Genomic DNA, 25,806 nt, shown 5'->3' on the forward strand with positions numbered 1-25,806 from the left:
ATCGCACCGGCTCGCATCGGCCCGAGCCGCGCATGGACGGAGGAGGTCACCGTTGGTGCCTGAGCCCCAGCTCCCGCCGGTCGTCGACCCGAAGGAGTTCGCCGGCCGGGTCGTGCTGGTCACCGCGGCGGCGGGCGGCGGCATCGGCGAGGCGACCGCGCGGCGGTTCGCCGCCGCGGGCGCGACCGTGGTCGTCACCGACGCGCACGCGCGGCGCACCGAGGCCGTCGCCGCGCGGCTGGCGCAGGAACACCGCCACGCCACCGTCGTCGGCCACCCGCTCGACGTCGGCAATCGTGCCGCGATCGACACGGTCGTCGAGGCCGTGCTCGCCGACCACGGCACGGTCGACGTACTGGTGAACAACGCGGCCTTCAACCGGATGGGCGGGCACTTCGACTACGACCCGGCCGACTGGGACCGAGCTCTCGAGATCAACCTCAGCGGGCCGTGGTACCTGTGCCGGCGGCTGCTGCCGGCGATGCGCGACCACCAGCGCGGGGTCGTCGTCAACGTCTCCTCCTACGCCCCCGACGTGGGCGGCAACGGCTTGGAGAGCCCATACGCGATCACCAAGGGCGGCCTGAACGTGCTGACCCGGTCGGTGGCCCACGAGGGCGGGCCCTTCGGGATCCGGGCCGTGACGGTGGCGATGGGGGTGGTCCGCGGCACCCGGTTCATCGACCAGCATCCGGAGATCCTCGAGGACCCGGGCAACCGTGGGCCGCTGCCGTGGATGCCGACAGTGGACGACATCGCCGAGACCATCGCCTTCCTCGCCAGCGACCGCGCCCGCTGCGTCACCGGCGAGTCGGTCAACGTGGCCAGCGGCGCCTACATGCGGGCCTGACCTCGGCGAGCCGGCCGGGGAGCCCGGCCTACGACAGCCGTGCACGGCAACGACGAGGGAGGCAGCGTGAAGGGACGGGTCGCGATCGTCACCGGCGGTACCCGCGGCCTCGGGGCCGCGGTCACCGAGCTGCTGCTGGCGGGCGGGGCGCACGTGGCGGCCGTGTACGCCGGCGACCATGACAGGGCGCGGGCGCTGCGGGATCGGCTGGCGGACACGGGCGGCTCGGTGAGCCTGCACCCGGGCGACGTCGGCGACCGCGGGTTCGCCCGTGCGCTCGTCGCCGAGGTGGTCGCCACCCACGGCCGCCTCGACCACCTGGTCAACAACGCCGGCGTCCTGGTGGAGAACAAGGCCGCCCAGCTGACCGCCGACGAGTGGGACCTGGCGCTGCGGGTCAACCTGTCCGGGCCGTGGTACCTGGCGCAGGCGGCGCTGGAGCCGATGGAGCGACAGCGGTTCGGCCGGATCGTCAACGTCGGCTCGGTCACAGCCCCGATGGGCCACCCGGCGCAGGTCGGCTACGGGGCGGCGAAGGCGGGACTGGCGGGGCTGACCCGGTCGCTGGCCCGCGCCGTCGCGCGCAAGGGAATCACCGTCAACCTCGTCGTCCCCGGCGTCTTCGAGACCGACATGACCCACGCGATGGCGCCTTCGTCGCAGGAGGCCATCCGCGGCCTGATCCCGATGGGCCGCCGCGGCGACCCGGCGGAGCTCGCCCACGCCGTCGCGTTCCTGCTCGACGAGCGCGCCAGCTACGTCACCGGCTCGGTGGTGACCGTCGACGGAGGTCTCAGCATGGGCGCCTGACCTGCCCGCACCCGATCCGCCGAACGGGCGCCCATGCCCGCGCCACCTGTTCCCACGCGTTCCGAGGAGACCCGCGGATGCCGAGCGACACAGACTCGTTCGTCGAGGAGGCGCGTGCCTTCCTCGACACCCACGCGACCCGGCGTACCGGCGGCGGCCAGGCCGTCCAGTGGGGCGTCGGCGACGACCAGGTCGCCTACTTCAGCGCCGACCCACCGGACGTCGACGCGGCCAGGGTCGCCGAGGCGAAGGCCTGGCAGAAGGTCCGCCACGACAACGGCTTCGGCTGGATCACCGGCCCCGCCGAGTTCGGCGGCCGCGGCCTGACCTCCGTGCACGACCTGGCGTACGACGCCCTGGAGGCCGAGTACGACGTGCCCGACACGTCGGTGCTCTCCCTGATCGGCCTCGGGATGATCGGGCCGACGATCCTCACGCACGCCCAGGAGCACATCCGGCGCCGCTACCTGCCCGCGATGTACGCCGGCGACATCATCGCCTGCCAGCTGTTCAGCGAGCCGGGCGCGGGCTCCGACCTCGCGAGCGTGCGGACGAGCGCGGTCCGCGACGGCGACGAGTGGGTCCTGAGCGGCCAGAAGGTCTGGACGTCGGTCGCCCAGCACGCCGCCGTCGGCCTGGCGCTGTGTCGCACCGACCCCGACAAGCCCAAGCACAGAGGCATCACCGCGTTCCTCGTCGACATGGCGGCGCCCGGCGTCGAGATCCGCCCGCTGCGCCAGATGAGCGGTGGCGCCGACTTCAACGAGGTGTTCCTGACCGACGTCCGCGTGCCGGACGACCACCGGCTCGGTGACGTCGACGGCGGCTGGGCCGTCGCGCTGACCACGCTGATGAACGAGCGGGCCAGCGTCGGGGGCGAGGGCGCCGCCGGCCCCGCCGGCCGCGCCGTGTCCCTTCCGTTCCTCGCCGAGCTGCTGCGCGCGAACGGGCGGCTCGACGACGCCGCCGCGCGCCGCGAGCTCGCCGGCCTCTACGCCGAGGTCGCCGCCACCGATTACCTCAACCACCAGTCGCTGCGCCGGGCCAGGGCCGGCGAGCAGCCAGGCCCGGAGGCGAGCGTCTCCAAGCTCATGTACGCCCGCAACCTCACCCGCGGCGCCCACTTCGCGGCCGAGGTCGTCGGCCCGCGCCTCGTGGCGGACACCGGCGAGTGGGGGACGTTCGCGTGGGCCGAGCTGCTGCTGGCCACCCCGGCGCTGCGCATCCTCGGCGGCACCGAAGAGATCATGAAGAACATCCTCGCGGAGCGGGTGCTCGGCCTGCCGAAGGAACCGGGCATCGACACGAAGTCGCCGTTCCGGGAGCTGCGCCGCTCGGGAAGGGGCGAATCATGACCGGCGACCTCGACGTCGCGGACGGGCGGATCGGGGAGGCGGAGCTCGAGGAGCTGCGCGCGGCGACCCGGGACTTCCTCACGGCCAAGGCCGATGAGGCGGCCGTGCGCGCCGCCGCGGCCTCCGACCGCGGCTACGACGAGAAGGTCTGGGCGCAGATGGCCGAACAGCTGGGTCTGCAGGCGCTCGCGTTGCCAGCCGAGCACGGCGGCGACGGCGCCGGCATGACGGCGCTGTCCGTCGTGCTCGGCGAGCTGGGCCGGGTGCTGTTGCCCGCGCCGTTCTTCTCGTCGGTCGTGCTCGCCGGGACGGCACTGGCCGCCGCGGGCGATGCCGACGCCGCCAGGCGGCTGCTGCCCGGCATCGCGGCCGGCACCACCCTCGCCGCGCTGGCAGCACCCGGCCGCGACGGCGGCTGGGACCTCGACGGAGCCGACGCGCGGGGCGGCCTCGCCGTGGCGGCGGAGCCGGGGCAGTGCGGCGTCACGCTCGACGGCTCGGCGCCGCTCGTCGTCGACGGCGCCGGCGCGGATGTCGTGCTCGTCGTCGCCGCCGGCCCGGCCGGCCCGACCCTGTGCGCCGTCGACGGCACAGCGGTTGGCCTTACAAGGACTTCGCTGCCCACCCTCGACCTCACCCGTCGGGTGGCTCGGCTCGACTTCTGGAGCACCCCGGCGACGGTCGTCGGCGAGCCCGGCGGCGCGGCCGGCGTCCTGCGCCGCGTCCTCGACGTGGCGACCGCAGCGCTGGCCGCCGAGCAGGTCGGCGGCGCGCGGGCCTGTCTCGACGCCGCCACCGCCTACGCCAAGGACCGGGTGCAGTTCGGCCGGCCCATCGGCACCTTCCAGGCCGTCAAGCACAAGTGCGCCGACATGTTCACCCGCATCCAGGTCGCCGACGCGGCCGCGCGGGAGGCCGCCGCCGCGCTCGACGGCGCCGCCGGCGCGCCCGACCCGGGGGTGGCCGCCGCCGTCGCGCACGTCGTCTGCTCGGAGGCGTTCATGGCCGTCGCGGCGGAGAACATCCAGGTCCACGGCGGCATCGGCTTCACCTGGGAGCATCCCGCCCATCTGTACTTCCGCCGCGCGAAGTCCTCCCAGCTGCTGTTCGGCGGCCCGGCCGTCTACCACGAGCGGCTGCTGGCCCGCGCGGGCATGTGAGGCGCCGGTGAACGCCTCGGGAGGACTCGACGTCGGCCTCTACTTCGACCTGCGCAACCCGCCGCGGTGGCGGCGCGACCCGGCCCGGATGTACGCCTTCGCCCTGGAGATGTGCCAGGAGGCCGAGCACCTCGGCGCCCACTCCGTCTGGCTGACCGAGCACCACCGGTTCGACGACGACTACCTGGCCGCGCCCCTGACGTTCGCCGCGGCGGTCGCCGCCCGGACGTCCCGGGTGCGCATCGGCACGGCCATCGTCGTCGCGCCGCTGCACCATCCCGCCGAGATCGCCGAGCAGGCCGCGATGGTCGACCTGGTCTCCGGCGGGCGGCTCGACCTGGGCATCGGCGCCGGCTACCGGGTCCCGGAGTACGCCCTGTTCGGGGCTTCCATGGAGCGCCGCTACGCGCAGACCGACGAGCGGGCGCGCGAGATCCGCCGGCTGTGGGGACCGGGCGGGGTGACGCCCCGGCCGGTCCAGGAACGGCCGCCGATCTGGATGGGCTACCAGGGCCCGCAGGGGGCGCGGCGCGCCGGCCTGCTCGGCGAGCCGCTGCTGTCGGCGGACGCGGCGAACTGGCCGCACTACCGCGCCGGGCTCGTCGAGGCCGGCCACGACCCGACGGCCGGCCGGATGGCCGGCGGCATCCAGGCCTGGGTCAGTGAGGACCCGGAAGCCGACTGGCCGGTCGTCGCCCCCTACCTCGCCTACCAGCAGGACTCCTACCGCCGGCACATGGTCGAGGGCACCGGCCAGCCGGTGCCCAGGCCGCTCGACCCGGACAAGTTGCGGACCCGCTCCGCCCGGATCCTCGGCTACTTCTGGTGCGACACACCGGAGGGCATCGCCGGGCGCATCTTCGACCATGTCGGCGACGCCCCGGTCGAGACGGTCTTCCTGTGGGCATCCGTCGGCGGCCAGCCCGAAGACGCCGTCGCCCGCCATGTCCAGACGATCTGCACCCGGCTCGCCCCTCTCCTCGCCGCCGGACCGGTCACCGGAAGGAGCGCGCCCCGTGCCGATGACGTCACGAGCGCTGTGGACCGCTGACACGGCCATCGACCTGCTCGACTGCTCCATCGGCGACCTGCTGGCCGAACAGGCTCGCGCGACTCCCACCCGGCCCGCCATCCTCTGGGAGGACGGGCACGACCTTCGCCAGCTGACCTGGATGGACCTCCACCAGGCCGCGGCCCGCGGCGCGCGGTGGCTGCTGGCACGGACACGGCCGGGAGCACGGATCGCGGTGTGGGCGCCGAACAGCGTCGGCTGGGTCGTGCTCGAGTACGCCAGCGCGCTGGCTGGGACCGTCCTCACGCCGCTGAACCCGGCGCTCGTCGACGCCGAGTGTGAATACCTGCTGCGCGCCGCCGGGACGACGCTGCTGTTCACGGTCGCCGGCTCGGCCGGCAGACCGCTGCTCACCCGCGCGGACCAGCTGCGCGACAGCCTGCCGGCGATCCGGGCCGTGGTCGACCTGGAGGCGTGGGCCGCCAAGATCCTCGCCACGACCGACACCGGTGCCGCTCCCCCACCGGTTCAGCCGCGAGCGCCCTTCCTCGTCCAGTTCACCTCGGGCACCACCGGCCAGCCGAAGGGCGCGCTCCTGGACCACCTCGGCGCGCTCAACAGCGCCCGGTTCTCGGCGCTGGCGATCGATCCGACCGACGGGGAGGTCTGGTGCACGGCGCTGCCGCTGCACCACGTGGGCGGCTCCGTGTCGACCGTCCTCGGCGCGCTCGCCGTGCGGGGCGCCTACGTCGTCGCGCCGACGGCCGAGCCCGGGGCGCTGCTGCGCCTGCTCGCGCGCAGCCGCGCGACGCACACCGGCTTCGTGCCGACCGTGCTGCAACGACTGGTCGCCCACCCGGACTTCGCGAACACGGACCTGAGTGCCCTGCGCACGATGATGGGCGGCGGCGCCTCACTGCCGCCGGCGCTGGTGCGGGACCTGGAAGCTCGCCTCGACGCGACGGTGCTCATCGGCTACGGCCAGTCCGAGTCGGTTTCGATCACGCAGACCTCACCCCGCGACAGTGCCGAGGACAAGGCCACGACCATCGGACGGCCGCTGCCGCGGCGGGAGGTCCGCATCCGCCGGATCGACACGGCAACCGCCGATGACTCGGGCGACATCGCCGCGTTCGACGAGGTTGGCGAGCTGTGCACCCGCTCCCCGCTGACCATGACGGGCTACCTCGCCGGCCCCGAAGGGGACATCGAGGTGCTCGACGCCGACGGGTGGTTGCACACCGGCGATCTCGCGTCAATGGACGCCCGGGGCGTGCTCACCTACCGCGGCCGCCTCCGGGAAATGATCATCCGGGGCGGCGAGAACATCTACCCTCGCGAGATCGAGGAAGCGCTACTCACCCACCCGGAGATCGCCGAGGCCGCGGTCGTCGGCGTCCCGGACCCGCTGTGGGGTGAGCAGGTCGCCGCGTTCGTCCGCCCCGCCCCCGGGGCCGCCCTGACCGAGGACGAGCTGCGGGCCCACGCCCGCCAGGTGCTCGCCCCCTTCAAGGTGCCGGTCGTGTGGCGCCAGACGACCAGCTTCCCGATGACGGCCTCGCAGAAGATCCGCAAGAACATCCTGCGGGACGAACTCGACGCGGAGCTCGCCCAGCAGCGGCCGGCCGGCTGACCAGGCCGCGGGCCTGGCCTGGCCCCCGGCTGGACAACGCCCTTGTGGCGCGCCAAGCGACGACTGCCGCCAGCACTCTTGCAGATGTTGCGATTGTTGCGGCCGACGAACTGACCCAGCTGACCCAGGAACTGGGGTTGTGCTGACCGATGACCTTCACGGTGGTCTACGACGCCAACGTGCTCTACCCGAACGCGTTGCGCGACCTGCTGATCAGAATCGCCCAGTCGGGGCGGGCCGCTCCGGGTCAGATCCAGCCGCGGATGCGAGCGAGCTGGACGGCCTCGTGCCGGTTGACGGCACCCAGCTTGGCGACAGCCGAGGACAGGTAGTTGCGCACCGTGCCCCGCGACAGCGACACCCGCGCCGCGATCTCCTCCACCGGCGCGCCGCCGGCAGCCAGATCGAGTACCTCGGTCTCGCGCGGCGTCAGCGGGCTGTCCCCGGCCGCGATGGCCTCGGCGGCCAGCTCCGGGTCCACGTAGCGGCCGCCGCGGTGCACCGCCCGCACCACGTCGGCGAGCACCTGCGCGGACACGGTCTTGGGCAGGAAGCCGCGTGCTCCGGCGGCGAGCGCCCGCTTGAGATAGCCGGGCCGCCCGTGGCTGGTCAGGATCACGTTGGCGCATGTGGGCAGGTCGGTACGCAGCGCCTGGGCGACAGCAATGCCATCCAGGCCAGGCATCTGGAGGTCGAGCAGCGCGACGTCGGGGCGGTGGAGCCGTCCCGTCGCCAGCGCCTCCGGCCCGGATGCCGCCTGCGCGACCACCGTGATGTCGTCTTCCATGGACAGCAGCACTGCCAGCGCACCGCGGATGAGGTTCTCGTCATCGGCGAGCAGCACCTTGATCACCGGCTTGCCTCCGCCACGGTAGCCCCGGCCGGCACGGGCGGCGGCGTCCCGACCGGGGACGTGCCTTCCACGGCGTCGACGGGGACCGGGAGCCGCGCCTCCAGGACGAAGTCGCCACCCGGCTCCCGGGCCGCGGTGAGAACGCCGCCCAAGCCGGCGAGCCGCTCATCGAGGCCGGCGAGGCCGCTGCCCGCCCCAGGGGCGGGGGCCGAGCCGCCCAGTCTGGTGGTGCCCGCCGGGACCGCCGCAACGCCGTCGTTGGTGATCCGCAGCACCGCGGTACGCGCGCGACCGGGGCCGCCGCGCACCTCGAGGTCGATGGTGCAGGTGGTGGCCTCGCTGTGATGGATCACGTTGGTGGTCGCCTCTCGGACGACCCATCCCAGCGTGGCCTGCGCGGAGGCAGGCAGGGCCTGATCACGGCCGTCCCGGCTGACCTCGCCGGTGACCCGGCAGGCCACGCCAGCCGAACGCAACAGCGACCGCGCGCCCGCGAGCTCCGCGCCGAGGTCGGCCCGGCGGTAACCGTCGACCACCGCGCGCATCTCGCGCAGCGAATCGTGGGCCACCTGACGGACCTCCAGCATCCGTTTCGCCGCTCCGGCGTCGCCGCGGGTGGCCAGGCGCGCGGCGAGTTCACTCTGGACCGCTATCAGCGACAGGTTATGACCGAGGACGTCATGCAGGTCTCGGGCGAACCGCAGCCGTTCCTCCGCCACGGCCAGGCTGGCGTGGACCGCCCGCGACCGGTCGATCTCCCACACCACACCGAGCATCCAGGTCGAGACCCGGTAGGTGAGCGCCACGAACACGACCGGGTACCCATAAAACGCGGCCGCCTCGAACGCCGTCGTGCCCGACGCGTTCCCGGGCCCCGTCGTTCCGGCCCCCACGACCGAGACCAGCCCCCCGGCGACGACGGCGCCCAGCGACACGCAGCCGAGCAGCGCCGGTGTCCGCAGCAGCGGCGCGACCGCCCCGGTCAGCGCGCCACCGGCGATCAGCGCCACGGTGAGCGTGACCGGGACGCCGTCGCCGGTATCGGCGGCGAACCCGGGGACGGCGGCGCCCACCGCGACCACCGCGATGGCGCCCGCGGCGGCCCCGGCAACCAGCCGAGCCGGCGGCCGCGGTCCGCCCAGGTAGGCCGTGAACCCGGCGCGCAGCAGCACGACACAGGCCACGGCATGCAGCGCGGACACCACCAGGAAACCGGCGGCCAGCGGTCCCCAGGCCCCCGCCCGGGAGTTGACCGCGAGCAGCGCCAGTCCTGGCTCGGCGGCGGAGAACAGATAGAGCGGCCACCGGACCATGGCGTCCATGCGCTCGGCGCTGCTCCGCGCGCGCCACCACCGCCACCACCGGGTCATGGAGTCCACACTGTCACGGCCACCACGCCTCGGACGGTCGAGCGCGATCTTCCCGCGTCCCGGCCCGGCGGTCGGTCACCGGCGCGGTTCCCACCGGAACCACCGCCGCGCCGCCCAGCCAGCCGCGCCCGTCCACGCCACCAGTACCAGGGTCGGCACCGCCGCCGCGCCGAACGAGCCGGCGAAGTCGACGACGCGCCCGTCGGTGGTGGTTCCGGTCAGGCCAAGTCGCATCAGGTCGACCACCGGGGTGAGTGGCAGCGCCCGGGCGACGGACTCCCACGGCGCGGCCAGGTCGTCGAGTGGGATGAACAGCCCGCACAGAACCAGCGGCACCAGCAGCACCGGCATGGTCGTCACCTGTGCCAACTCGACACTGGGGGTCACCGCCGTGCTGAGCGCGGCCAGCAGCACGAACACGACCGTGCCGAGTCCGACGGCGGCCACCACGAGCAGCGGGTTCACCGGCGCGGCCAGGTCGAACAGCGCCGCCGTGGCCACGGCGGCCACCACGATCTGCGCCCAAGCCACCGCGACGGCCGGCGCCGCCGTCCCGGCCAGGATTTCGAGGTCACTGGCCTCACCTGCCCGCAGCCGCTTGAGCACCAGGTCCTCACGCCGAGCAACCAGCGTGGTGACGAGGTTGTAGTACACGGCAGCCAGGAGCACGATCGCCGTCAGAGCGGTGATCGCGGCCGCGCCGAGCCCGGCGAACCGGCGGTCCGGGTCCGAGGCCGACATGGCCAGCGGTAGCAGGCTCACCGGGGTTCCGAGAGCGATGAGCAGCGCCACGACGTTACGCCGGAGCAGCACTGCCTCGGCCCGCCCCAGCGACCTGATCCGACGCGCCGCACCGGCGCCGACCATTCCTGGCAGCAGGCGCGCCAGCCCGGTTTCGCCGCTCACGCCGACATCCTGTCCGATCGCCGCGCGCGCATCGCCCGTGCCGGCTGGGCTGGCCGCACCGCTCGGCCTGGCCGTCGGAACTCGCCGGCGAGGGTCTGCTCGGACTGGGCCACGGCGAGAAAGGCCTCTTCCAGCGACGCGGACCGGGCGTCAAGGTTGTGCAGGCGAATCCCATGCCGGTTCCCCCAGGCGAGCAGCACCGCGAGCGTCTGCTGGAGGTCCGCGGTGGTCAGCAGGACCGCGCAGCCGCCCCCGCCGCCGTCGCCCCCACCACCGCCACCGCCACCGCCACCGCCACCGTCGCCGTCGCCACCGCCGTCGCCGTCGCCGTCGCCACCGCCCTTGCCCTTGCCTTTCCGACGGCCGAGCCTCGCCTCGGCCAGGTGCAGCTGCGTTCCGGGCAGTTCCGGCAGCTCGACGGGGAGCTCGGCGTCCAGTTCGAACGAGATGCGGGCGGGTTGCGACGCGACCACCTCAGCCGGCGTGCCGGTCCGCACGACCCGGCCCCGATGCATGATCGCCAAATGGTTCGCCAGCACTTCGGCCTCCTCGAGGTAATGGGTGGTGAGCACCACGGTGGTTCCCGCCGCGAGCAGGTTCCCGATCCCGTCCCAGGTCGCACGGCGACTCTCCGGGTCCAGACCGGTTGTCGGCTCGTCGAGGAACAGCACCTCCGGTCGGCCGAGGACGGCCATGGCGAGGTCGAGCCGGCGCCGCTCACCGCCGGACAGCTGCCGGATACGGACCGTCGCCCGGTCATGCACACCGGCGAGTTCGAGCGCCTCGGCGACCGGGCGCGGCGACGTCAGTGTGCCGGCCCACGCCCAGGCCGCCTCCCTGACCGTCAGATCGGCGGGAAACGCCCCGGCCTGGAGCATGATCCCGATTCTGGGGCGTACCAGGCGCCGGTCTCGGAACGGGTCACACCCGAGCACCCTGACGGTGCCGGCGCTCGGCCTGGCCAGACCCTCGAGCACCTCGAGGGTGGAGGTCTTGCCGGCGCCGTTGGTCCCGAGCAGCGCGAACAGCTCGCCTCGACGCACCGAGAACGCCACCCCCCGGACCGCGTCGTAGCCGCGCCTTCCCACCGGGCCATAGCGGCGCCAGAGATCCGTGACGGTGATGACACTGGTGTCTTCGTCCACGACATTCAGCATCCGGCAACATCGGCATCACGAGTGGTGACGTCGTCACCAGATTCAATGAGCCGCACCCGAGTTCACCCATGACATATGTCAGCGATGGCCAGACGTTTTCGTCGACGCCACGTCGGGGGCAAAGGGCGTACGGGTGGGGTCGGCGTGGCTGTTGGGCCGGCGGTGCTGCGTTCTGGACGCCGACGATGGCGTCGTCGACATCGATGTCCGCCCGTCGCGATCTACCCGGCCGCGAATTAGTCGGGGGATACCGCGTCGACAAAGCCGGTCCGGTACGCCCATACCACCGCCTGGGTGCGGTCCCTGACCCCGAGCTTGCCGAGAATCCGCTTGAGATGGGTGCGTACCGTCTCCACGGAGAGGTTCAGCCGTTCGGCGATCTCCTGGTTCGACAGTCCGTCGGCCAGTGTCAGCAGCACCTGCTTCTCGCGTTCGGTGAGCTGGTCGGCCTGTATCAGTCGCTCCCGGTCCGGTGGGCGGCGGCGAGCGAGCTTCTCCAGCAGGCGGCGGGTGACCGCTGGCGCGACCAGAGCGTCGCCCGCGGCTACCGTCCGCACCCCGTCCACCAGCTGGTCCGGGGTGGCCCGCTTGAGGAGGAAGCCGTCCGCGCCGGCCGTCAACGCATCCTCGACGACCTGGTCGAGGTCGAACGTGGTCAGAACGAGGACTCTCGGCCGAGGAAGGGGCCAGCTGGCGATCTGGCGGGTTGCCCAGACCCCGTCCCGCCGCGGCATCCGCACGTCCATCAGGACGACGTCGGGGCACTCGCGGCGGGCCAGACGCACCGCGTCCTCACCAGTAGCCGCTTCGCCCACCACCCTGATCCCGGGCTCCGCGTCGAGAAGCGCGCGAAGTCCACTACGCACAAGAACGTCGTCATCGGCCAATAGCACATTGATCATGAGATGGCACCGTCGGCGCGGAGCGGAAGCGTGACGAGGACCCGGAACCCGCCCTCGACCGGGCCGGCCTCGAAGGACCCGCCCTCGATCCGCACCCGTTCCCGCATTCCGGCCAGACCTCGCCCCGGCACCGGGCCGGCGAACCCGTCACCTTCGTTGAACACCTCGACCGTGACGCGGCCGGGGTCGGCGCGCATTCGTACCTCGATGCGCCCGGTGCCGCTGTGGCGCACGGCATTTGTCAACGCCTCCCGCACCACGCGGTAGACGGTACGGGCTACACCGGCGGACAGGGCGGGGTCGATCGGCGCCACCTCCAGCTCCACCACTCTGCCGAGCGCCCGGATCCGGTCGACGAGGCCGGCAAGCTCGACGCCCAGGCTCCCACCGTCGCCGTGCGCGCTCACCCGTACTTCGTCCCGCGGGTGCAGCAGCCGAAGCAGCATGTCCAGTTCACCCAGCGCCTCGCGGCCGACGTTCTCGATGTCGGCGAGGGCCTGGCGCGCGAAACCGGGATTGTCGGCGAAGACCCGGCGGGCGACACCCGCCTGCAGCACCACGACGTTGACCGCGTGCCCGAGCGCGTCGTGCAGCTCGCCCGCGAGGCGGGCACGCTCGTCAAACTGCGCCTGTTCCACGGCCAGCTCCCGTTCCCTCGCTTCGCCCAGCAACCGGGCCTGCTGTTCCGTCGCGTAGGCGCGGCGAGCCCGAGCGGCATCGCCAGCGATCACTGAGATCAGGAAGCACATCGCGATGCCGCTGAACGTTCCAGCCGTCGGTACGTCACGATCGAACAGCGCATACCCGCCCACCGCGACCGCGGCCAGTGCCGATCCGGCGAGGCGCGGCACGAGCCCGCCGGCGGCGAAGACGCTGAACAGCGCCAGCCAGGCCGGCCACTGCACGGCGCCCGTGGCGAAGCCGGCCGCGGAGTTGACCACCACGGCCATCGACGTCACCGCGCTCGCGGCGAGGGGTGCTGAGTGCCGCCCTACCAATGACCACGCCGCGCAAGCGACGAGAGCCGCGCCGAGCAGGCCGGCGGGTCGGTGTGGCGGATCACCCGGCGAGAGCACCGTCGCGGTGACGGTCACGGTCGCCAGGCCCACGGCCAACCAGATGTCGGAGCGCGCGGGGCGGCTCGTCAAGGTGACGAACGCCGCCCGAACATGGCGGTCCCCGCGCACCTTTCGGGTCGAGCGGCGGGCGGCCGGGCCGGCCACGGCGGTGGAGGACATAGGTCATGGTGGCGGTCGTCGGTCCGCCCACGCGACCCCGGTCAGGGCAGCCTCAGGTCACCCATGCGGGTGATGCGGCATCCCCGGGCGGGCAGCCGGAATCCACCCGCCTGGGGGTCGATCCGGATCGGGCGGGAGATCCAGTGTTGGCGCCATGTCAACGATCGACCGGCCCGCCGCGCCGAGCCGCTCCCGCACCGCGGCTTTCTGGTGGTTCGCGCTCAGCGCGGTGGCCATCGCGATGTTCGCCCCGCTGCCGTACCTGACCTCGTCGCTGAGCAGCCTGGCCGATGACCAGAACCGGCTGGCCGCCAACTACGTCGACCGTTCGCTGCCGCTGCGGACCGCGTTCTACCTGCACGTCGTGTTCGGCGGGACGGCCCTGCTCCTGTCACCTATCCAGCTCTCGGCCAGGGTGCGCGCCCGCGCGGCCGGGCTACACCGGGTCGTCGGACGGATCACGATCGCGGCGATCTGCGTCGCGGGCACCGCGGGCGCGGTGCTGGCGCCGGTCAGCCTCGCGGGCGGCGTCGGCACGGCCGGCTTCGGCCTCCTGGCCGTGCTGTGGGTGGTGTTCGCCGTGGCGGCGGCGCGGGCGGCCATCCGGCGGGACATCCGCGCGCACCGGCGCTGGGCGATCCGGACGTTCGCCATGACCTACGCCGCGGTGACCCTCCGCCTGTGGCTGGGCGTGCTGATCGCGGCGCAGAGCGGCATCGCTGGCACCGAGTCCGATCTCGCGTTCGACCGCGCATACCAGGTGGTGCCGTTTCTTTGCTGGGTGCCCAATGTCATCGTCGCCCACTGGATCATCAACAAGTATGCCGGCCCGGCCACCCCCCACTCGGTGGCCCAAACGTGAGCAACCCCGAGGACCAACCCCAAACTCGAGGCGTCACCAGGAGCGGAGGCCCGCCCCCTCATCGCATCACGGCCGCGGATGCCAGCCTCCTGAGGGGCTTCGCCCCAGCCGGGGCTCAGGCGGGTTCCTTGGGGAGGGCGAGGACGCGTTCGGCGAGGATGGTGCGCTGGATCTCGTTGGCTCCGCCGTAGATGGTCTCGGCGCAGCTGTTGAGAAAGGCACGTTGGAAGCCGTCGAGGGCGTAACCGTCGCCGACGATCTCCGCCGACGGGCCGAGCAGCTGCATCGAGAGCTCGCCGAGACGCTGATGCCAGGTGGCCCACTGCAGCTTGGACACGAACGACTCGGAACCGAGGTCGCCGGCGCGGACGAATGCCGCCAGCCTGCTTGCAGATGTTGCGATTGTTGCGGATACTGCGGTTGGCAGACATGCATGGTGGTGGAGGTGGCGGCGATGCCCGGCCAGGTTGACGGCGCGGCCAGGCGGCAAGGCGCCGAGAGAGAGCTCGCCCTGCGGGCGGCGCGGCGCATCGGCGAGTACCTGACGACTCACCCCGGTGAGAACCCGGTCGCGATCAACGGCGAGCTCGCGGGTGACGACGCGCTGGTTGTCCCACGGGAGGCGGCCGTCCTACTCGCGAAGATCCTCGGTTTTCTCGCCAACGGCGAGGGCGTCCATGTGATCCCCGACTCCGCCGAGCTGACCACACAGCAGGCCGCCGAGTTCCTCAACGTCTCCCGCCCCTACCTGATCAAACTCCTGGAATCCGGCGAAATCCCGTTCCGACTGGTCGGCACCCACCGCCGGGTCAGGTTCCAGGACCTGCGCGCCTACAAGAGCCGCGACGACCTGGCCCGGCGGCGCGCGGCCGACGAACTGACCCAGCTGACCCAGGAACTGGGGTTGTACTGACCGATGACCTTCACGGTGGTCTACGACGCCAACGTGCTCTACCCGAACACGTTGCGCGACCTGCTGATCAGAATCGCCCAGTCGGGCCTGGTCCAGGCCAAGTGGACCAGCCAGATCCTCGACGAGATGGTCACCGCGCTCCGCCGCAACCGGCCCGACATTCCGCCCACGCGCCTCGACCGTCTCCGCGACCTCATGAACGCGGCTGTCCGAGACGCCCTGGTTTCCGGCTACGAGCCGCTGATCGACGGGCTCAAGCTCCCGGATCCTGACGACCGGCATGTCCTCGCCGCGGCGGTCAAGACCGGTGCCCAGGTCATCGTCACCCGCAACCTGAAGCACTTCCCCGCCCCCGACCTGGAACCGTGGAACATCGACGCCCAGTCGCCCGACGCCTTCGTGCTGAACCAGATCGGCGTCAAAGGGCGCGCAGTCGCCGCATCCATCCGGCAGATCGCCGATTCCCGGACCAGCCCGCCAGAGTCCATCGACGACGTCCTCGACCAGCTCGAACGCGACGGCCTCGTGGAATCAGTCGCCGCGCTCCGAACGGTCTAGCCACGACCCGCTCGCCGTTGCCACCGCACGGCCGCCACCCGGCCGGCCCACCCTGGTCGTCGACGACCAGCCGCTCGAGTCGTCAGAGTTCGCTGCCGTCGCGGCGCCACGCGTCCCCGCTCCCGCCGATGCCGTCATGGGCTGCGTCCCTCGCGCTCGCTGCATCGCGCAGGGCTGCCTGGACGAGGTCACCGTCCGGTTCCCCGACGCGGAGGATGCTGAGGCGTCCTTCTGGTTCGAAGATGGCGAGGTGAACCGTGGACAAGTCGGCGATGCCCTTGCAGCGCAGCGTGGAGTACAGGTCTTCGGGCGTGAGCCGGCAGCGGCGTAGTGCGTTGTCGCGCATGACACCGTCATAGACGAGAATGGTGGGAGAGTGTTCGAGGAGTCGACGGAAGACCCTCCGGCGGCTCATCCGGACCCGAGCCACGATTCGGTGTGCGATGACGAGTGTGACCAGGGCGACGGCGCCGACCGCGTAGGCGGTGTCGGAGGCGGTCGCGGTGCGCCCGAGGATCGCCCCGAGGGCGACCATGGCGACGACGTCAAAAGGGGCAAGCTCGGCGAGGGTACGCCGTTCCCCCGCACGTAGGAGGAACAGCGCGGTGAGGTAGAGCAGAAACGCCTTCAGGGCGGTCCAGCCGAGCTGACTCCACGCGGCCGTCAGCATGCCTCGCCTCGTCGCGCAGCGCGGTTCCCTACCGTGTTCACAGCCGCCACCGCCGTGCCGGGGGCTGCACGAAGAATTCGGCGAGGGCATGTCGGAGGCCGTTTCGTTCTGCCCCGCAATCGTTCTCCTCCGCGGCCGGCGGAACTGTTTCGACTGGAACCAGCAGCGCGGCGGGCGCGTTTACCTCCGTGACGACGTTAATCACTCTCCCTTTTCTGCCAGGGCCACCGCCCGGTGACCTCCAGCTCAATCGCAAAACTGAGGAAGGTACGGATCAGCACGATCACACCCAGAACACCCAGGCTGGTGAATGTCGGTGCGATGGCGACCGTGCGGATGATGTCCGCCGCAACAAGGAACTCCAATCCCAACAGGATCGAACGTCCGAGATTCTCGCGGTAGGAACGGTAGGTGGACTGTTCTCCAGGACGCAGGCGGAATGCGGCGAGGATCGTTGCGGCCAATGTTCCCATGACGATGACGGCTACACCCGCCGCTTCGACGCCTTTAACCACGGTCTCCAGAACCTGCTGAAACTCCACGTATGCTCCTCAGCCCCCATCTCGGCCCGACTGTTCCGCGCCATTTCGGGAAGGAGCGCGACGCGGCGATGGGGCGGTCGGGGCGAGCGACTCGGCGAGCATCGACATGCGACGGGGCGGCGGCCGGTGACGGCGAAACGCGCGCCCGCGTCGCCCAGCCTGCGGGCCGCGTCGATGGCGCGGCCGGTCAGGACCTTATCCGACGTGGCCAACGTTCTGTCGACGTCGGCAAGCAACAGGCGGATCACCGGCCTGGTGATCGGCCTTCACCGAGGTGCCAGCGGTGAGAAGATTGGGCTTTGTCGAGAGCTTGTTCACCTGAAATGAGGAGCACCTTCACAGTGAAGACCACCGATGCCTTCACGGGCTTTCGCCGCGCGAATGTGTCGTTAACGGACAGGGTGTCGATAATCCCACCGCGGCCCGGTCCCGCGCTGCAGGATTCCTCGCTCGCCACACGGTATGACACTTACCCAGATGATCGACCAGTCTCCGGGGCAGGACACAGCGGGCATGAATGACATGCTGCGGTAGATCACCTACTGTGACCACCCGTGAAACCGTGACCCGTTCGAGATCATCGGTTCGCCCGTCAGTCGGCTGGGGATGATGCGCAGTGGTGTGACCGACGGTAAAAGGGGCGGAGGTTTCATGACGGACACGGACGAGGTTTTCGATGTAATCGTGATAGGTGCGGGACCGGTCGGGGAGATCGCCGCCGCCCGCGCCGTCCGGGGCGGTCTGACGGCGGCGATCGTGGAGGAGCGTCTGGCCGGCGGTGAGTGCGCCTACTACGCGTGCGTTCCGAGCAAGGCGCTGCTGCGGCCGGTGGACCTGGCCGCCGAGGTGAGCCGGATGCCAGGACCGGAGCTGCGCGGGCCGATCGATACCGCCGCGGTGCTGGCCCGCCGCGACGAGGCCGTCTCCCACCTCGACGACGGCGGCCAGGTGAGCTGGATCGAGAACCTTCCGGCGACGTTCGTCCGTGGTCGGGGGCGGCTGGCCAGGCCCCTGCGGGTCGAGGCGACGACGCCGGACGGCGGAACCCGGGCGTTGCGGGCCCGGCACGCCGTCGTGGTCGCGACCGGCAGCGACCCCGCGATCCCGGACGTACCCGGGCTGCGGGAGGCACGCCCGTGGACGAATCGGGAGGCGACCGCCGTCCAGCAGGTGCCCAAGCGCCTGGTCGTGATCGGCGGTGGGCCCGTCGGCTGCGAGATGTCCCAGGCACTGCACGCCCTCGGCGCCGAGGAGACGACCATGCTGGTACGCGACGACCGGCTGCTCACCCGGACCGAGCCGTTCGCCGGTGAGCTGCTGACGACGTCGTTCCGAGCCTCGGGCATCGACGTGCGCCTCGGCCGCTCGCCCATCCGGGTCGAGCGGCCGCTCCCGGACGGCCCAGTGACCGTCCAGACCGACGACGGCTCGCGGGTCGAGGCCGACGAGATCCTCGTTGGCGCGGGCCGCCGGGTGGCCGTCGGCGACCTCGGCCTGGAGACTGTCGGCCTGACGGCGGACGGCCCTATCGAGGTGGACGCGAGCACGCGAGCCACCGGCATCGCCGACGGCTGGCTGTACGCCGTCGGCGACGTCAACGGCCGCAACCTGCTCACCCACATGGGCAAGTACCAGGCCCGGGTGTGCGGCGACGTGATCGCCGCCCGCGCTGGCGGCCAGCCCGACGACCGGCCGAGGCTACGCGACATTGCCGACGACCGGGCCACCCCCCAGGTCATCTTCACCGACCCGCAGGTCTGCGCGGTCGGCCGCACGGAGTCCCGGGCCCGCGCCGACGGCTTCGCGGTACGCACAGCGGACTACGACATGGGCGCGGTCGAGGGCGCCCAACTGCAGGCCACGGGCTACACCGGCCGCGCGAAGCTGGTCGTCGACGAGGATCGCCGCGTCGTGCTCGGCGCCACCTTCGTCGCTCCCGGCGTGGTTGATCTGCTGCATTCGGCGACCATCGCGGTGGCCGCCGAGGTCCCCCTCGACCAGCTGTGGCACGCCGTCCCCTCGTTCCCGACCGTAAGCGAGATCTGGCTGGAACTGTTGGAGGCGTACGGCCTGTGACTCTCTTCGAGAGCGCCGACGACACCATTTGCCTGTGGAAGGTGTCCTGAGCCGCCGGAGTCGCCCTGTACTGCTCCGGATCTGGCGGTTCCAGCGTGGCGCTATCCGACGTGGCGGAGTGCGGCGGCGACCAGCGTGCGGGCTGTGTCGGCCGCACTCGCGATCGCCTGGTCGGGTGGAAGCCCGCACAGGTCGGTGAGCGTGAAGTACGCCTCGGCGCTCATCACGACGGCGAGGCCGTGCCGCAGTTGATCCCAGCCGGCGGCGTCGGCGGCGGCCATCTCGGCCGCCACGGGTGCCAGCGCATGATCGATCAGGCCGAACCGGTGCAAGGGACGGGTCGCGGCGGCCGTCGGCCGCGTCACCGTTCCCGCGATGACAGCCCTGACCGCCCCCTCGTAGGCGGCCACCCCACGCAGCAGGAACTCGGTGGCGAAGCCGATCCGTTCGACCGGGTCGGCGCTGGCGGCCACCGGGGCGAGCGCCTCGGCGGGATCCGGCCACAGGCCGACGTTCGCCTCCTGGACCAGCGAGAACAGGTCGGGGAAGTAGCGGTACGCGGTGGCCTCCGACACCCGGGCGGTCTGCGCGACCCTGGGCATGGTCATCTCGGTGCCCGACCTGATGAGCGAGCGAGCGGCCTCGACGATCGCGGTCCGGGTCCGCTCCTTCTGGTGGGCGCGCCCGCTGGGCGCGGGCACCGCCGATGTCGTCACGCGGCCCAGAGTGAGCCATCCTGCCCGCTCGGTCAAGTCGACTCTCATAACGAGAGTGCACTTGCATGAATACCCGGCAATCGATACGGTTTTCGTGAGAGTTGACTCTCGTGAGCTGGAGGACCGGATGACGACCACGCGCACGGTGCGGACCTCGGAGGCGGGCACGGTGCCCGTCACGTTCGACGACAGCGGAGAAGGCCGCCCGGTGCTGCTGCTGCACGGCGGCGGCGGGCCCCAGACGGTCAGCGCCTTCGGCGAGCGGCTCGTCGCGGCCGGCGGCGTGCGCGTCATCGTCCCGACGCACCCGGGCTTCGCCGGCACCCCGCGACCCGACGAGCTCGCCACCGTCGGCGGGCTCGCCGCCCTGTACGACGCCCTGGTCGCCGAGCTCGGGCTGTCCGACGTGGCCGTCGTCGGCAACTCCCTCGGAGGCTGGATCGCGGCGGAGACGGCGATCCTCGGCTCGCCCCGAGTCACCGGCTCCGTGCTGATCGACGCGGTCGGCCTCGAGGTGGCAGGCCACCCGGTCGTCGACTTCTTCGCCCTCCCGCTCGAGAAGATCGCCAACTACAGCTACCGCCAACTACAGCTACTACGCCCCGGACCAGTTCCGGATCGACCCCACGGCGCTGCCCCCTGAGGCACAGGCCCTCATGGCGGGCAACCACGCGGCGCTCGCGGTCTACGGCGGCACATCGATGACCGACCCCGGGCTGGCCGCCAGGCTCGCCGCGGTCCGGATCCCCACGCTCGTCCTGTGGGGCGAGGCCGACCGCATAGCCGACCCCGACTACGGAAGGGCCTACGCCGCCGCGATCCCGGGCGCGACGTACACCCTGCTGCGCGGCACCGGCCATCTCCCGCAGCTGGAGACACCCGGGCAGACCCTGCGCGCCGTGAGGTCGGCGGTCCTGCGCCGCGCCGAGGTCTCGGTGGTCCCTCCGGGCGAGGGCGAGCTCACGGTCAGCGGTCCCGTGACCATGCGGATCCTCGAGGACGGCACCACCACGGCCCACCGGCTCGGCCTCGGCGAGATCACCCTCGCGCCGCATACCGAGGGGCCGCCCCAGCACCGGCACGCCCGCCACGACGAGGGCTTCTACGTGGTCGCGGCACGGCCCGTTTCACCGTCGGTGACACCGCCTACGACGCGCCGGCGGGCACACTGGTGATGGTGCCGCCTGGGGCGCCGCACACCTTCGCCAACCCCGGCGACGAGCCAGCGGTGCTCCTGAACACCTTCACCCCGGACCTCTACGTCCAGTACTTCCGCGACCTGCGTGACATGATCAGACCGGGCGGAGCGCCGACCGGCGAGGCCGTCGTCGGCGTCATGGCCCGGTACGCCACGGAGCCAGCCACCGACTACGCCTAGCGGAAAGCACCCCATGAGGCGCTGAAGGCGAAAGAGGAGCCGTATACGTCTCGCCGTTCTACTCGCAATACCAGGCAGAAACCGCGCTCGGCGCCATGACTGAGGCACAGCTCGTCGAACCTGGAAGAGCTGGAAGAGGGTGTCAGCGTACGAGGTCCTCGCCGGATCCCCGGCGAGCAGGGCCACGGTATGGCCTTCGCGCTCCACGCGCGCTCTGCGCGAGTCGACGCATCGTCCAAGGCTCGCCGGCCGCCATGGGCCAGACGGTTGGCCGCCGCTTCCCAACGTGTACCCGAGCCGGCGGCCAGCGGCGAGCCCCTGACGCTGATCATGTGAACGACCGACGGGCAGAGACCCGCGTCTGGATGCGCACGGTCCACGGGCTCGTCGGCGGGATCGCCGGTGGCGTCCTGCTGTCCTCCGCCGTGGGAACGGGTCTGTGGATGCGAGATCCGGGCCGGGCCGAGGCAGTCCCGAGCGGCACCGTTCACCTGAACGGTGACGTCTCCGGGCTCGCCGCATTCCCCGCAGCCCACGTCATGGTTGTCTGCGCCTTGCCTGGGGATTTCAGGGTGTACGACACGGCCGATCCGCTCCAAATATCAGAGTCGCACCGGGAGTCCATGCCATCCGGTCGGTTCGTGGCCGACTTCTCGCCCCGAGGAGATTTTCTGGCGGTCGGTGTCAGCGGGGGCACCGACGTCCAGCCCGCACTGAATGTATGGCGAGTGTCCGATGGCGAGCCCACAGGTCGCGAGGAGCTTCCCGACTTCAAATATGACGTCCGCGACACCCAGGCCGTCACGTTCTCGCCAGACGGAGAACTGATGATCACGGGCCACAAGAGCGGCAAGGTGTTCGCGTGGCCGACAGCCAGCTGGCCGACAGCCACCGGGAAGGCAAACACCGGGACGCGGCGCACGCTGGTGCCGTTCCCGGACGACCTGCCGGCCACCGAGCCCGTCGCGCCATCGGGCCCCGTCGCGGCCATGGCGTTCGTGGCACCCAGAACGATCGTGATACTGAAGGAAGGCGGCGAGACCGTGTTCCTTTCCCTCGCGCCGTCTGGCGAGCCGGACGTTCGACACGCCGTCGTGCACGGCACGAAGACGAGCTCGAAGACGAGCGCGATCGCGGCGGCACCGCGCCCTCGGCTACTGGCCACGGCCTCTGACGTGGGAGACGTCCACCTGTGGAGCTCCACCGACTCGGCGGGCATACTCACCGAGTTCGCCGTACTGGAGCGGAGTGGAAGCGTCAGTTCCCTGACGTTCTCCGCCGACGGTGCGACGCTCGCCCTGGGGACCTCGACGGGCGGAATCGAGTTGTGGAGCGTCGCGGCGCCACCGTACCGCCTGCTTCGTTCATGGGAGGCGCACCACGGCAGGGTACATACCGTCAGGTACCTGTCTGATCGGCTTCTCGCGAGCGTCACCGACGACGCAGACGTGAAGGTCTGGGGCTCGCTGTAGGGCGGTGGCAGGAACGGGGTCTGACACGTTCGCGGTACGGATACCCGGGACGCGGCGGGCAGGGAGTCGTGGTGGCCGGCACTGCCGCCGCTCTTTCCCTCGATGCCGCGCCAGTACGCCTCCACGTCGCGCGAGACAGGCGCGTCATCGCGCTCGGCTCTGGCGTGATTACACGCGACCTGCTCTGGCGAACGTGGGTTCCCCCATCAACGAGGGTCCGCGAGCCGCCGTTCCAACTCTGCTTCGACGGCTTGTCGGTTCCGCCGCCATAGTCGTCGTGCCTTCGGGTTACGCCCCATTCCCCTCCGGTCGGAAGCCCGTTCCCGGTCCCTCGCGAGTTCCAAGCGTTCGCGCAGCTGCTCCACCGACAGCCCAGGAAGATCATCGCCCCACTCGTCAAGGAGCTTCCATCTCGACATGGTGATCAGGTCTATCACCCTCACCGGCCGACAACAAACCATTTGGGTCCCAGCGCCCCCAACGGCGCCCGGACACGCCCCAGTTCCTGCGGACGACTTCGGACCTATCAGGCAGGCGCTCGGGCAGCCGTTACAAGATCGCCGTGATTGCCGCGACTGTTTCGTCGGCCCAGGTGTGGTCGAGTGGACCGACGTCAAAGATCAGCCGGTACCACAGAGAGCCGTAGACGAAGTCGAGCAGCGGCGTCGTGTGCTCATCGGGGATCTCGCCCCGGGCTACGGCCCGGTCCAGGAGAGTTCCCAGGGCGGCCCGTCTGGTGACGAGGAACCGGTCCCGGACGTCATGGGCCACGGCCTGGTCCGTGGCTGCCGCCGCCGCGACGGCACGCAGGAGACGCACGGTGGTGTGGTCGGCGGACTCGACGGTGGACCGCAGGAAGGCCCGCAAGTCGCTTGGCAGGGTGCCGTTGTCGGGGAGCGGGATGGTCTCCTGCCCGCGTTCGGCCATCGCGTCGAGGATCACCTCGGTCTTGGATCGCCACCAGCGGTACAGCGTCTCCTTGCTGACGCCGGCCCGCTTCGCGATGGCCTCCATGGAGAGCCCGGCCGGTCCCACCTCGCCCGCCAGCGCCAGGGTCGCCTCCAGGACCGCCATCCGCGCTCGCTCGCTTCGCGGCCGCCCTGGCTGGCGGACGGGTTGTTCGCTCACCTCCGCATCGTAACCGAACGGTCCGTTCGGTATCTGGTGTAGCGTTTGCGAACGGGTCGTTCGGAAACGGAGGTTCGCGATGTCCGCGAGCAGCACCATGCAAGATCGTCACGTCGCCGTCCTCGGCGGCAGCGCCGGGATCGGTTTCGCCACGGCGCGGCTGCTCGCTGGCCGGGGCGTGCAGGTCACCCTCGGCGGGCGCAACCGCGACCGACTCGAGGCCGCGGTCAAGGAACTGGGCGGTACGGCCAGGGGACTTGAGGTGGATGCCGAGGACGTCGGCGCGTTGCGGCGGTTCTTCAGCGAGGCGGGACCGATCAGCGACCTGGTCGTCACAGTCACCCGGCGTGGCGGGGCCGGTCCGGCGGCGGAGCTCGCCGACACCGACCTCGCCGGGGCGTTTCTGGGGAAGCCGGTCGCCCATCTGCGGGCCGTGGCGCTGGCGCTACCGACACTCGCCGAGGACGGCTCGATCACGTTGGTGACCGCGGGTTCGGCGCAGGCCGCGCTGCCGGGGACCGCGGGCTTGGCCGCGGTCAACGGCGCTCTGGAGGCCGCGGTGCGACCACTCGCTGTCGAGCTGGCCCCACGGCGAGTCAACGCCGTGTCCCCCGGCGTCATCGAGACCGGCTGGTGGGACGAAATGCCAGAAGACGCCCGACGGGCCGCGTTCGACCAGTTCGCACGTCGGACTCCGGTCCGGCGCAATGGCCGACCCGATGACGTCGCCGCGGCGATTGTCGCGGTCCTGGAGAACAGCTTCATCACCGGCGTGGTCCTGCCCTGCGACGGCGGGCTGCGGCTTACCTGACCGGCTCGGACGCCCGCCCGGGACGATCAGCGGGCCGACGTCTGGAGTCCGGTGCCGGATCGGCCTAGCCGATCCGGCAGGTCCGGGAGGCATAGTCCACAGGCGTACCGGCCCGCGGCCGACCTACGCGCTTTCGCCGCGGCCTGCGCCGGCTGCCCCTCGCCCTGCTCGCTCCGGCCGACGCGACGTTCCGCTACTTGCGCGCGCCGTCGCCCTCGGACCCGCCACGAACGACGTGCGCGGGCGGCGCGTCCGTGGTGCACGTCAGCGGTACTCCCGTGGGCACCAGGCGCTCGACGGATCCCGGATTCCCGTTCGTGGCGGCCAGTTGGGCCTCGTTCAGGTAGCCGATGAACAGCTGAGTCCCGGCCGGCATCGCCGAGGGGGTGAAGACGAAGGTGACCCTCCCATCGTCTCCCCGCTCGCCCTTCATGACGTCCCTGACCCCGGGCCCTGAGCCGCTCGGGTCGAGTGTTCCGTCGTCCTGCGGGCCCTTGCAGAACTCGCCCTCCTTGATGAGCACCGGGAATCCGGCCTGGCGCAGCGCGGCCTCCAGGCCCGCGTGGTCCTTGATGTACATCTCCTTGTCCCACGTCACATGAACCGTGCCGTCGCTCACGGTGTCCACGGTGTATGCCACCGTACGGATGTGCACGGCGCCCGCCCCGGTGCTGTCGCCCGCCGTCGGCGGCGCGGTCGACGGGCTGCCGTACATCGGGACGCCGAGCGCAAGCCCCGCGGCTGCCGCGACGCCCGCCGTCATGCCCACGATGCGGCGCCGACGCCGGCGCGCCCGGCCCGCGGCCTCGATCTGCTCGACCGGGGTGTCCATGGTGATGCCGTCCAGCGAATCCTTCAGCGCGTCCAGTACGTCCATGTCGCGGTCGCTCATTGCCCAACCTCCGGGTTGTCTGCGGTAACAAGGTGGCCGCGCAGTGTCGCAACGGCCCGCGACAGATGGGCGGCGACGGTTCCCGGGGCGATCCCGAGCACCTTGGCCGTGGTGCCGGTGTCGAGGTCGAGGAAGACCCGGTACGCGATCACTTCCCGCTGCCGCCGCGGCAGTTGACGCAGCACGGCCAGCAGTTGGGGGTCCAGACCGGGGTCACTGACCGTGCTGGCCGCGACGTCGGGAACACCGTCCAGCGCTACTTCCCGTCGCCGCCGACGCCACCACGAGACCCGGGTGTTGAGCGCCGTACGCACGATCCATGCGCGCGGCGCCGGATGGCGGCTGACTTTCGGCCACGCCATCCAGGCCCGAGTGAACGCCTCGGCGACCAGGTCCTCGGCCAGCTGCCGATCAGCCACGCTCGCCAAGACTGCCCGCAGGCATGCGTCCTGGCTGGCTTGGTAGAACTCCCTGAACTCCAGCTGCTTCACACCCCCTATACGCCGCAGCGCCTCGATCCGCTTACCTGAGACTCGGACTCG

28 protein-coding genes are annotated in these 25,806 nt (G+C 71.6%); 15 read left to right on the forward strand and 13 right to left on the reverse strand.

The window, feature by feature from the left end:
* Positions 1-55: 55 nt before the first annotated feature.
* The 6 genes from QOZ89_RS20605 to QOZ89_RS20630 all read left to right on the forward strand — a co-directional run bounded on the left by QOZ89_RS20605 (position 56) and on the right by QOZ89_RS20630 (position 6,820).
* Complete coding sequence (locus QOZ89_RS20605; protein WP_083419821.1) at positions 56-850, forward strand: SDR family NAD(P)-dependent oxidoreductase; 795 nt, start codon at positions 56-58, stop codon at positions 848-850.
* Positions 851-916: 66 nt separating this feature from the next.
* Positions 917-1,660 carry an SDR family NAD(P)-dependent oxidoreductase gene (locus QOZ89_RS20610; RefSeq protein ID WP_071053233.1) on the forward strand — a complete coding sequence of 248 codons (744 nt, stop codon included), beginning with the start codon at positions 917-919 and terminating at the stop codon, positions 1,658-1,660.
* 77 nt (positions 1,661-1,737) lie between these two features.
* Positions 1,738-3,015, forward strand: coding sequence for an acyl-CoA dehydrogenase family protein (locus QOZ89_RS20615; RefSeq protein ID WP_071053234.1), 1,278 nt, complete (start codon positions 1,738-1,740; stop codon positions 3,013-3,015).
* Positions 3,012-4,175: an acyl-CoA dehydrogenase family protein gene (locus QOZ89_RS20620; protein ID WP_071053235.1), complete on the forward strand. Its 1,164-nt coding sequence runs from the start codon at positions 3,012-3,014 to the stop codon at positions 4,173-4,175. Before QOZ89_RS20615 ends, QOZ89_RS20620 begins: the two co-directional genes overlap by 4 nt.
* A 7-nt stretch (positions 4,176-4,182) precedes the next feature.
* Positions 4,183-5,226, forward strand: coding sequence for an LLM class flavin-dependent oxidoreductase (locus tag QOZ89_RS20625; protein ID WP_071053236.1), 1,044 nt, complete (start codon positions 4,183-4,185; stop codon positions 5,224-5,226).
* Positions 5,198-6,820, forward strand: a complete 1,623-nt coding sequence (locus tag QOZ89_RS20630; protein WP_312624671.1) for a class I adenylate-forming enzyme family protein — start codon at positions 5,198-5,200, stop codon at positions 6,818-6,820. The genes QOZ89_RS20625 and QOZ89_RS20630 overlap by 29 nt, the downstream gene beginning before the upstream one ends.
* Positions 6,821-7,067: 247 nt before the next feature.
* Here the strand turns inward: QOZ89_RS20630 and QOZ89_RS20635 are convergent, their stop codons facing one another.
* From QOZ89_RS20635 to QOZ89_RS20660, 6 genes are all read right to left on the reverse strand, one after another.
* Entirely contained in the window at positions 7,068-7,673 is a 606-nt protein-coding gene (locus tag QOZ89_RS20635; RefSeq protein WP_071053238.1) for a response regulator transcription factor, read from the reverse strand.
* Entirely contained in the window at positions 7,670-8,995 is a 1,326-nt protein-coding gene (locus QOZ89_RS20640; RefSeq protein WP_312624622.1) for a sensor histidine kinase, read from the reverse strand. The genes QOZ89_RS20635 and QOZ89_RS20640 overlap by 4 nt, the downstream gene beginning before the upstream one ends.
* 123 nt (positions 8,996-9,118) lie before the next feature.
* Positions 9,119-9,949, reverse strand: a complete 831-nt coding sequence (locus tag QOZ89_RS20645) for an ABC transporter permease (protein WP_083419816.1) — start codon at positions 9,947-9,949, stop codon at positions 9,119-9,121.
* Entirely contained in the window at positions 9,946-11,106 is a 1,161-nt protein-coding gene (locus QOZ89_RS20650) for an ABC transporter ATP-binding protein (protein ID WP_312624628.1), read from the reverse strand. The genes QOZ89_RS20645 and QOZ89_RS20650 overlap by 4 nt, the downstream gene beginning before the upstream one ends.
* Before the next feature lie 236 nt (positions 11,107-11,342).
* Positions 11,343-12,008, reverse strand: coding sequence for a response regulator (locus QOZ89_RS20655; RefSeq protein ID WP_312624630.1), 666 nt, complete (start codon positions 12,006-12,008; stop codon positions 11,343-11,345).
* A complete protein-coding gene (locus QOZ89_RS20660; RefSeq protein WP_312624632.1) occupies positions 12,005-13,246 on the reverse strand; it encodes a sensor histidine kinase in 1,242 nt (413 codons plus the stop codon). The genes QOZ89_RS20655 and QOZ89_RS20660 overlap by 4 nt, the downstream gene beginning before the upstream one ends.
* Before the next feature lie 154 nt (positions 13,247-13,400).
* Between QOZ89_RS20660 and QOZ89_RS20665 the strand changes: the two genes are divergently transcribed.
* Positions 13,401-14,108, forward strand: coding sequence for a DUF2306 domain-containing protein (locus QOZ89_RS20665; RefSeq protein WP_071053241.1), 708 nt, complete (start codon positions 13,401-13,403; stop codon positions 14,106-14,108).
* Positions 14,109-14,223: 115 nt separating this feature from the next.
* Here QOZ89_RS20665 and QOZ89_RS20670 read toward each other — a convergent pair whose 3' ends face one another.
* Positions 14,224-14,661 (reverse strand): acyl-CoA dehydrogenase family protein, encoded by a 438-nt coding sequence (locus QOZ89_RS20670; protein ID WP_312624637.1) that lies wholly within the window; start codon positions 14,659-14,661, stop codon positions 14,224-14,226.
* Here QOZ89_RS20670 and QOZ89_RS20675 point away from each other — a divergent pair.
* The gene (locus QOZ89_RS20675) at positions 14,563-15,021 is read left to right on the forward strand and encodes a helix-turn-helix domain-containing protein (RefSeq protein ID WP_071053279.1); all 459 of its coding nucleotides are present in this window, start codon (positions 14,563-14,565) and stop codon (positions 15,019-15,021) included. The two genes, QOZ89_RS20670 and QOZ89_RS20675, sit on opposite strands and share 99 nt — an antisense overlap.
* A gap of 3 nt (positions 15,022-15,024) precedes the next feature.
* Complete coding sequence (locus QOZ89_RS20680; protein WP_071053243.1) at positions 15,025-15,579, forward strand: PIN domain-containing protein; 555 nt, start codon at positions 15,025-15,027, stop codon at positions 15,577-15,579.
* A gap of 82 nt (positions 15,580-15,661) precedes the next feature.
* Here the strand turns inward: QOZ89_RS20680 and QOZ89_RS20685 are convergent, their stop codons facing one another.
* Positions 15,662-16,249 (reverse strand): DUF421 domain-containing protein, encoded by a 588-nt coding sequence (locus QOZ89_RS20685; protein WP_071053244.1) that lies wholly within the window; start codon positions 16,247-16,249, stop codon positions 15,662-15,664.
* 197 nt (positions 16,250-16,446) lie between these two features.
* Positions 16,447-16,791: a DUF1622 domain-containing protein gene (locus QOZ89_RS20690; RefSeq protein ID WP_071053245.1), complete on the reverse strand. Its 345-nt coding sequence runs from the start codon at positions 16,789-16,791 to the stop codon at positions 16,447-16,449.
* A 651-nt stretch (positions 16,792-17,442) separates the two neighbouring features.
* Between QOZ89_RS20690 and QOZ89_RS20695 the strand changes: the two genes are divergently transcribed.
* On the forward strand, positions 17,443-18,867 hold the full coding sequence (locus tag QOZ89_RS20695; protein WP_071053246.1) for a dihydrolipoyl dehydrogenase family protein: 1,425 nt from the start codon (positions 17,443-17,445) through the stop codon (positions 18,865-18,867).
* A 101-nt stretch (positions 18,868-18,968) separates the two neighbouring features.
* On the opposite strand, the gene QOZ89_RS20700 is transcribed toward QOZ89_RS20695, so the two are convergent.
* Complete coding sequence (locus tag QOZ89_RS20700) at positions 18,969-19,619, reverse strand: TetR/AcrR family transcriptional regulator (protein ID WP_241842316.1); 651 nt, start codon at positions 19,617-19,619, stop codon at positions 18,969-18,971.
* Positions 19,620-19,710: 91 nt separating this feature from the next.
* Here QOZ89_RS20700 and QOZ89_RS20705 point away from each other — a divergent pair, with 91 nt between their 5' ends.
* The 4 genes from QOZ89_RS20705 to QOZ89_RS20720 all read left to right on the forward strand — a co-directional run bounded on the left by QOZ89_RS20705 (position 19,711) and on the right by QOZ89_RS20720 (position 22,433).
* Entirely contained in the window at positions 19,711-20,226 is a 516-nt protein-coding gene (locus QOZ89_RS20705) for an alpha/beta fold hydrolase (protein WP_071053247.1), read from the forward strand.
* A 13-nt stretch (positions 20,227-20,239) separates the two neighbouring features.
* Positions 20,240-20,758: an alpha/beta fold hydrolase gene (locus tag QOZ89_RS48300; protein ID WP_491723665.1), complete on the forward strand. Its 519-nt coding sequence runs from the start codon at positions 20,240-20,242 to the stop codon at positions 20,756-20,758.
* On the forward strand, positions 20,755-20,961 hold the full coding sequence (locus QOZ89_RS48305) for a cupin domain-containing protein (RefSeq protein WP_241842317.1): 207 nt from the start codon (positions 20,755-20,757) through the stop codon (positions 20,959-20,961). The genes QOZ89_RS48300 and QOZ89_RS48305 overlap by 4 nt, the downstream gene beginning before the upstream one ends.
* A 332-nt stretch (positions 20,962-21,293) precedes the next feature.
* Positions 21,294-22,433 (forward strand): WD40 repeat domain-containing protein, encoded by a 1,140-nt coding sequence (locus tag QOZ89_RS20720; RefSeq protein ID WP_312624647.1) that lies wholly within the window; start codon positions 21,294-21,296, stop codon positions 22,431-22,433.
* A gap of 549 nt (positions 22,434-22,982) precedes the next feature.
* Here the strand turns inward: QOZ89_RS20720 and QOZ89_RS20725 are convergent.
* Positions 22,983-23,507, reverse strand: coding sequence for a TetR/AcrR family transcriptional regulator (locus QOZ89_RS20725; protein WP_312624649.1), 525 nt, complete (start codon positions 23,505-23,507; stop codon positions 22,983-22,985).
* A gap of 133 nt (positions 23,508-23,640) precedes the next feature.
* Here QOZ89_RS20725 and QOZ89_RS20730 point away from each other — a divergent pair, with 133 nt between their 5' ends.
* On the forward strand, positions 23,641-24,372 hold the full coding sequence (locus QOZ89_RS20730) for an SDR family oxidoreductase (RefSeq protein WP_312624651.1): 732 nt from the start codon (positions 23,641-23,643) through the stop codon (positions 24,370-24,372).
* Between the two features lie 193 nt (positions 24,373-24,565).
* Here the strand turns inward: QOZ89_RS20730 and QOZ89_RS20735 are convergent, their stop codons facing one another.
* A complete protein-coding gene (locus QOZ89_RS20735; RefSeq protein WP_312624652.1) occupies positions 24,566-25,264 on the reverse strand; it encodes a hypothetical protein in 699 nt (232 codons plus the stop codon).
* Complete coding sequence (locus tag QOZ89_RS20740) at positions 25,261-25,755, reverse strand: sigma-70 family RNA polymerase sigma factor (RefSeq protein ID WP_198543314.1); 495 nt, start codon at positions 25,753-25,755, stop codon at positions 25,261-25,263. Before QOZ89_RS20740 ends, QOZ89_RS20735 begins: the two co-directional genes overlap by 4 nt.
* Positions 25,756-25,806 lie beyond the last annotated feature (51 nt).

Origin of the sequence: Pseudofrankia coriaricola, from assembly GCF_032027725.1 — a bacterium.
Taxonomy (GTDB): Bacteria; Actinomycetota; Actinomycetes; order Frankiales; family Frankiaceae; genus Pseudofrankia.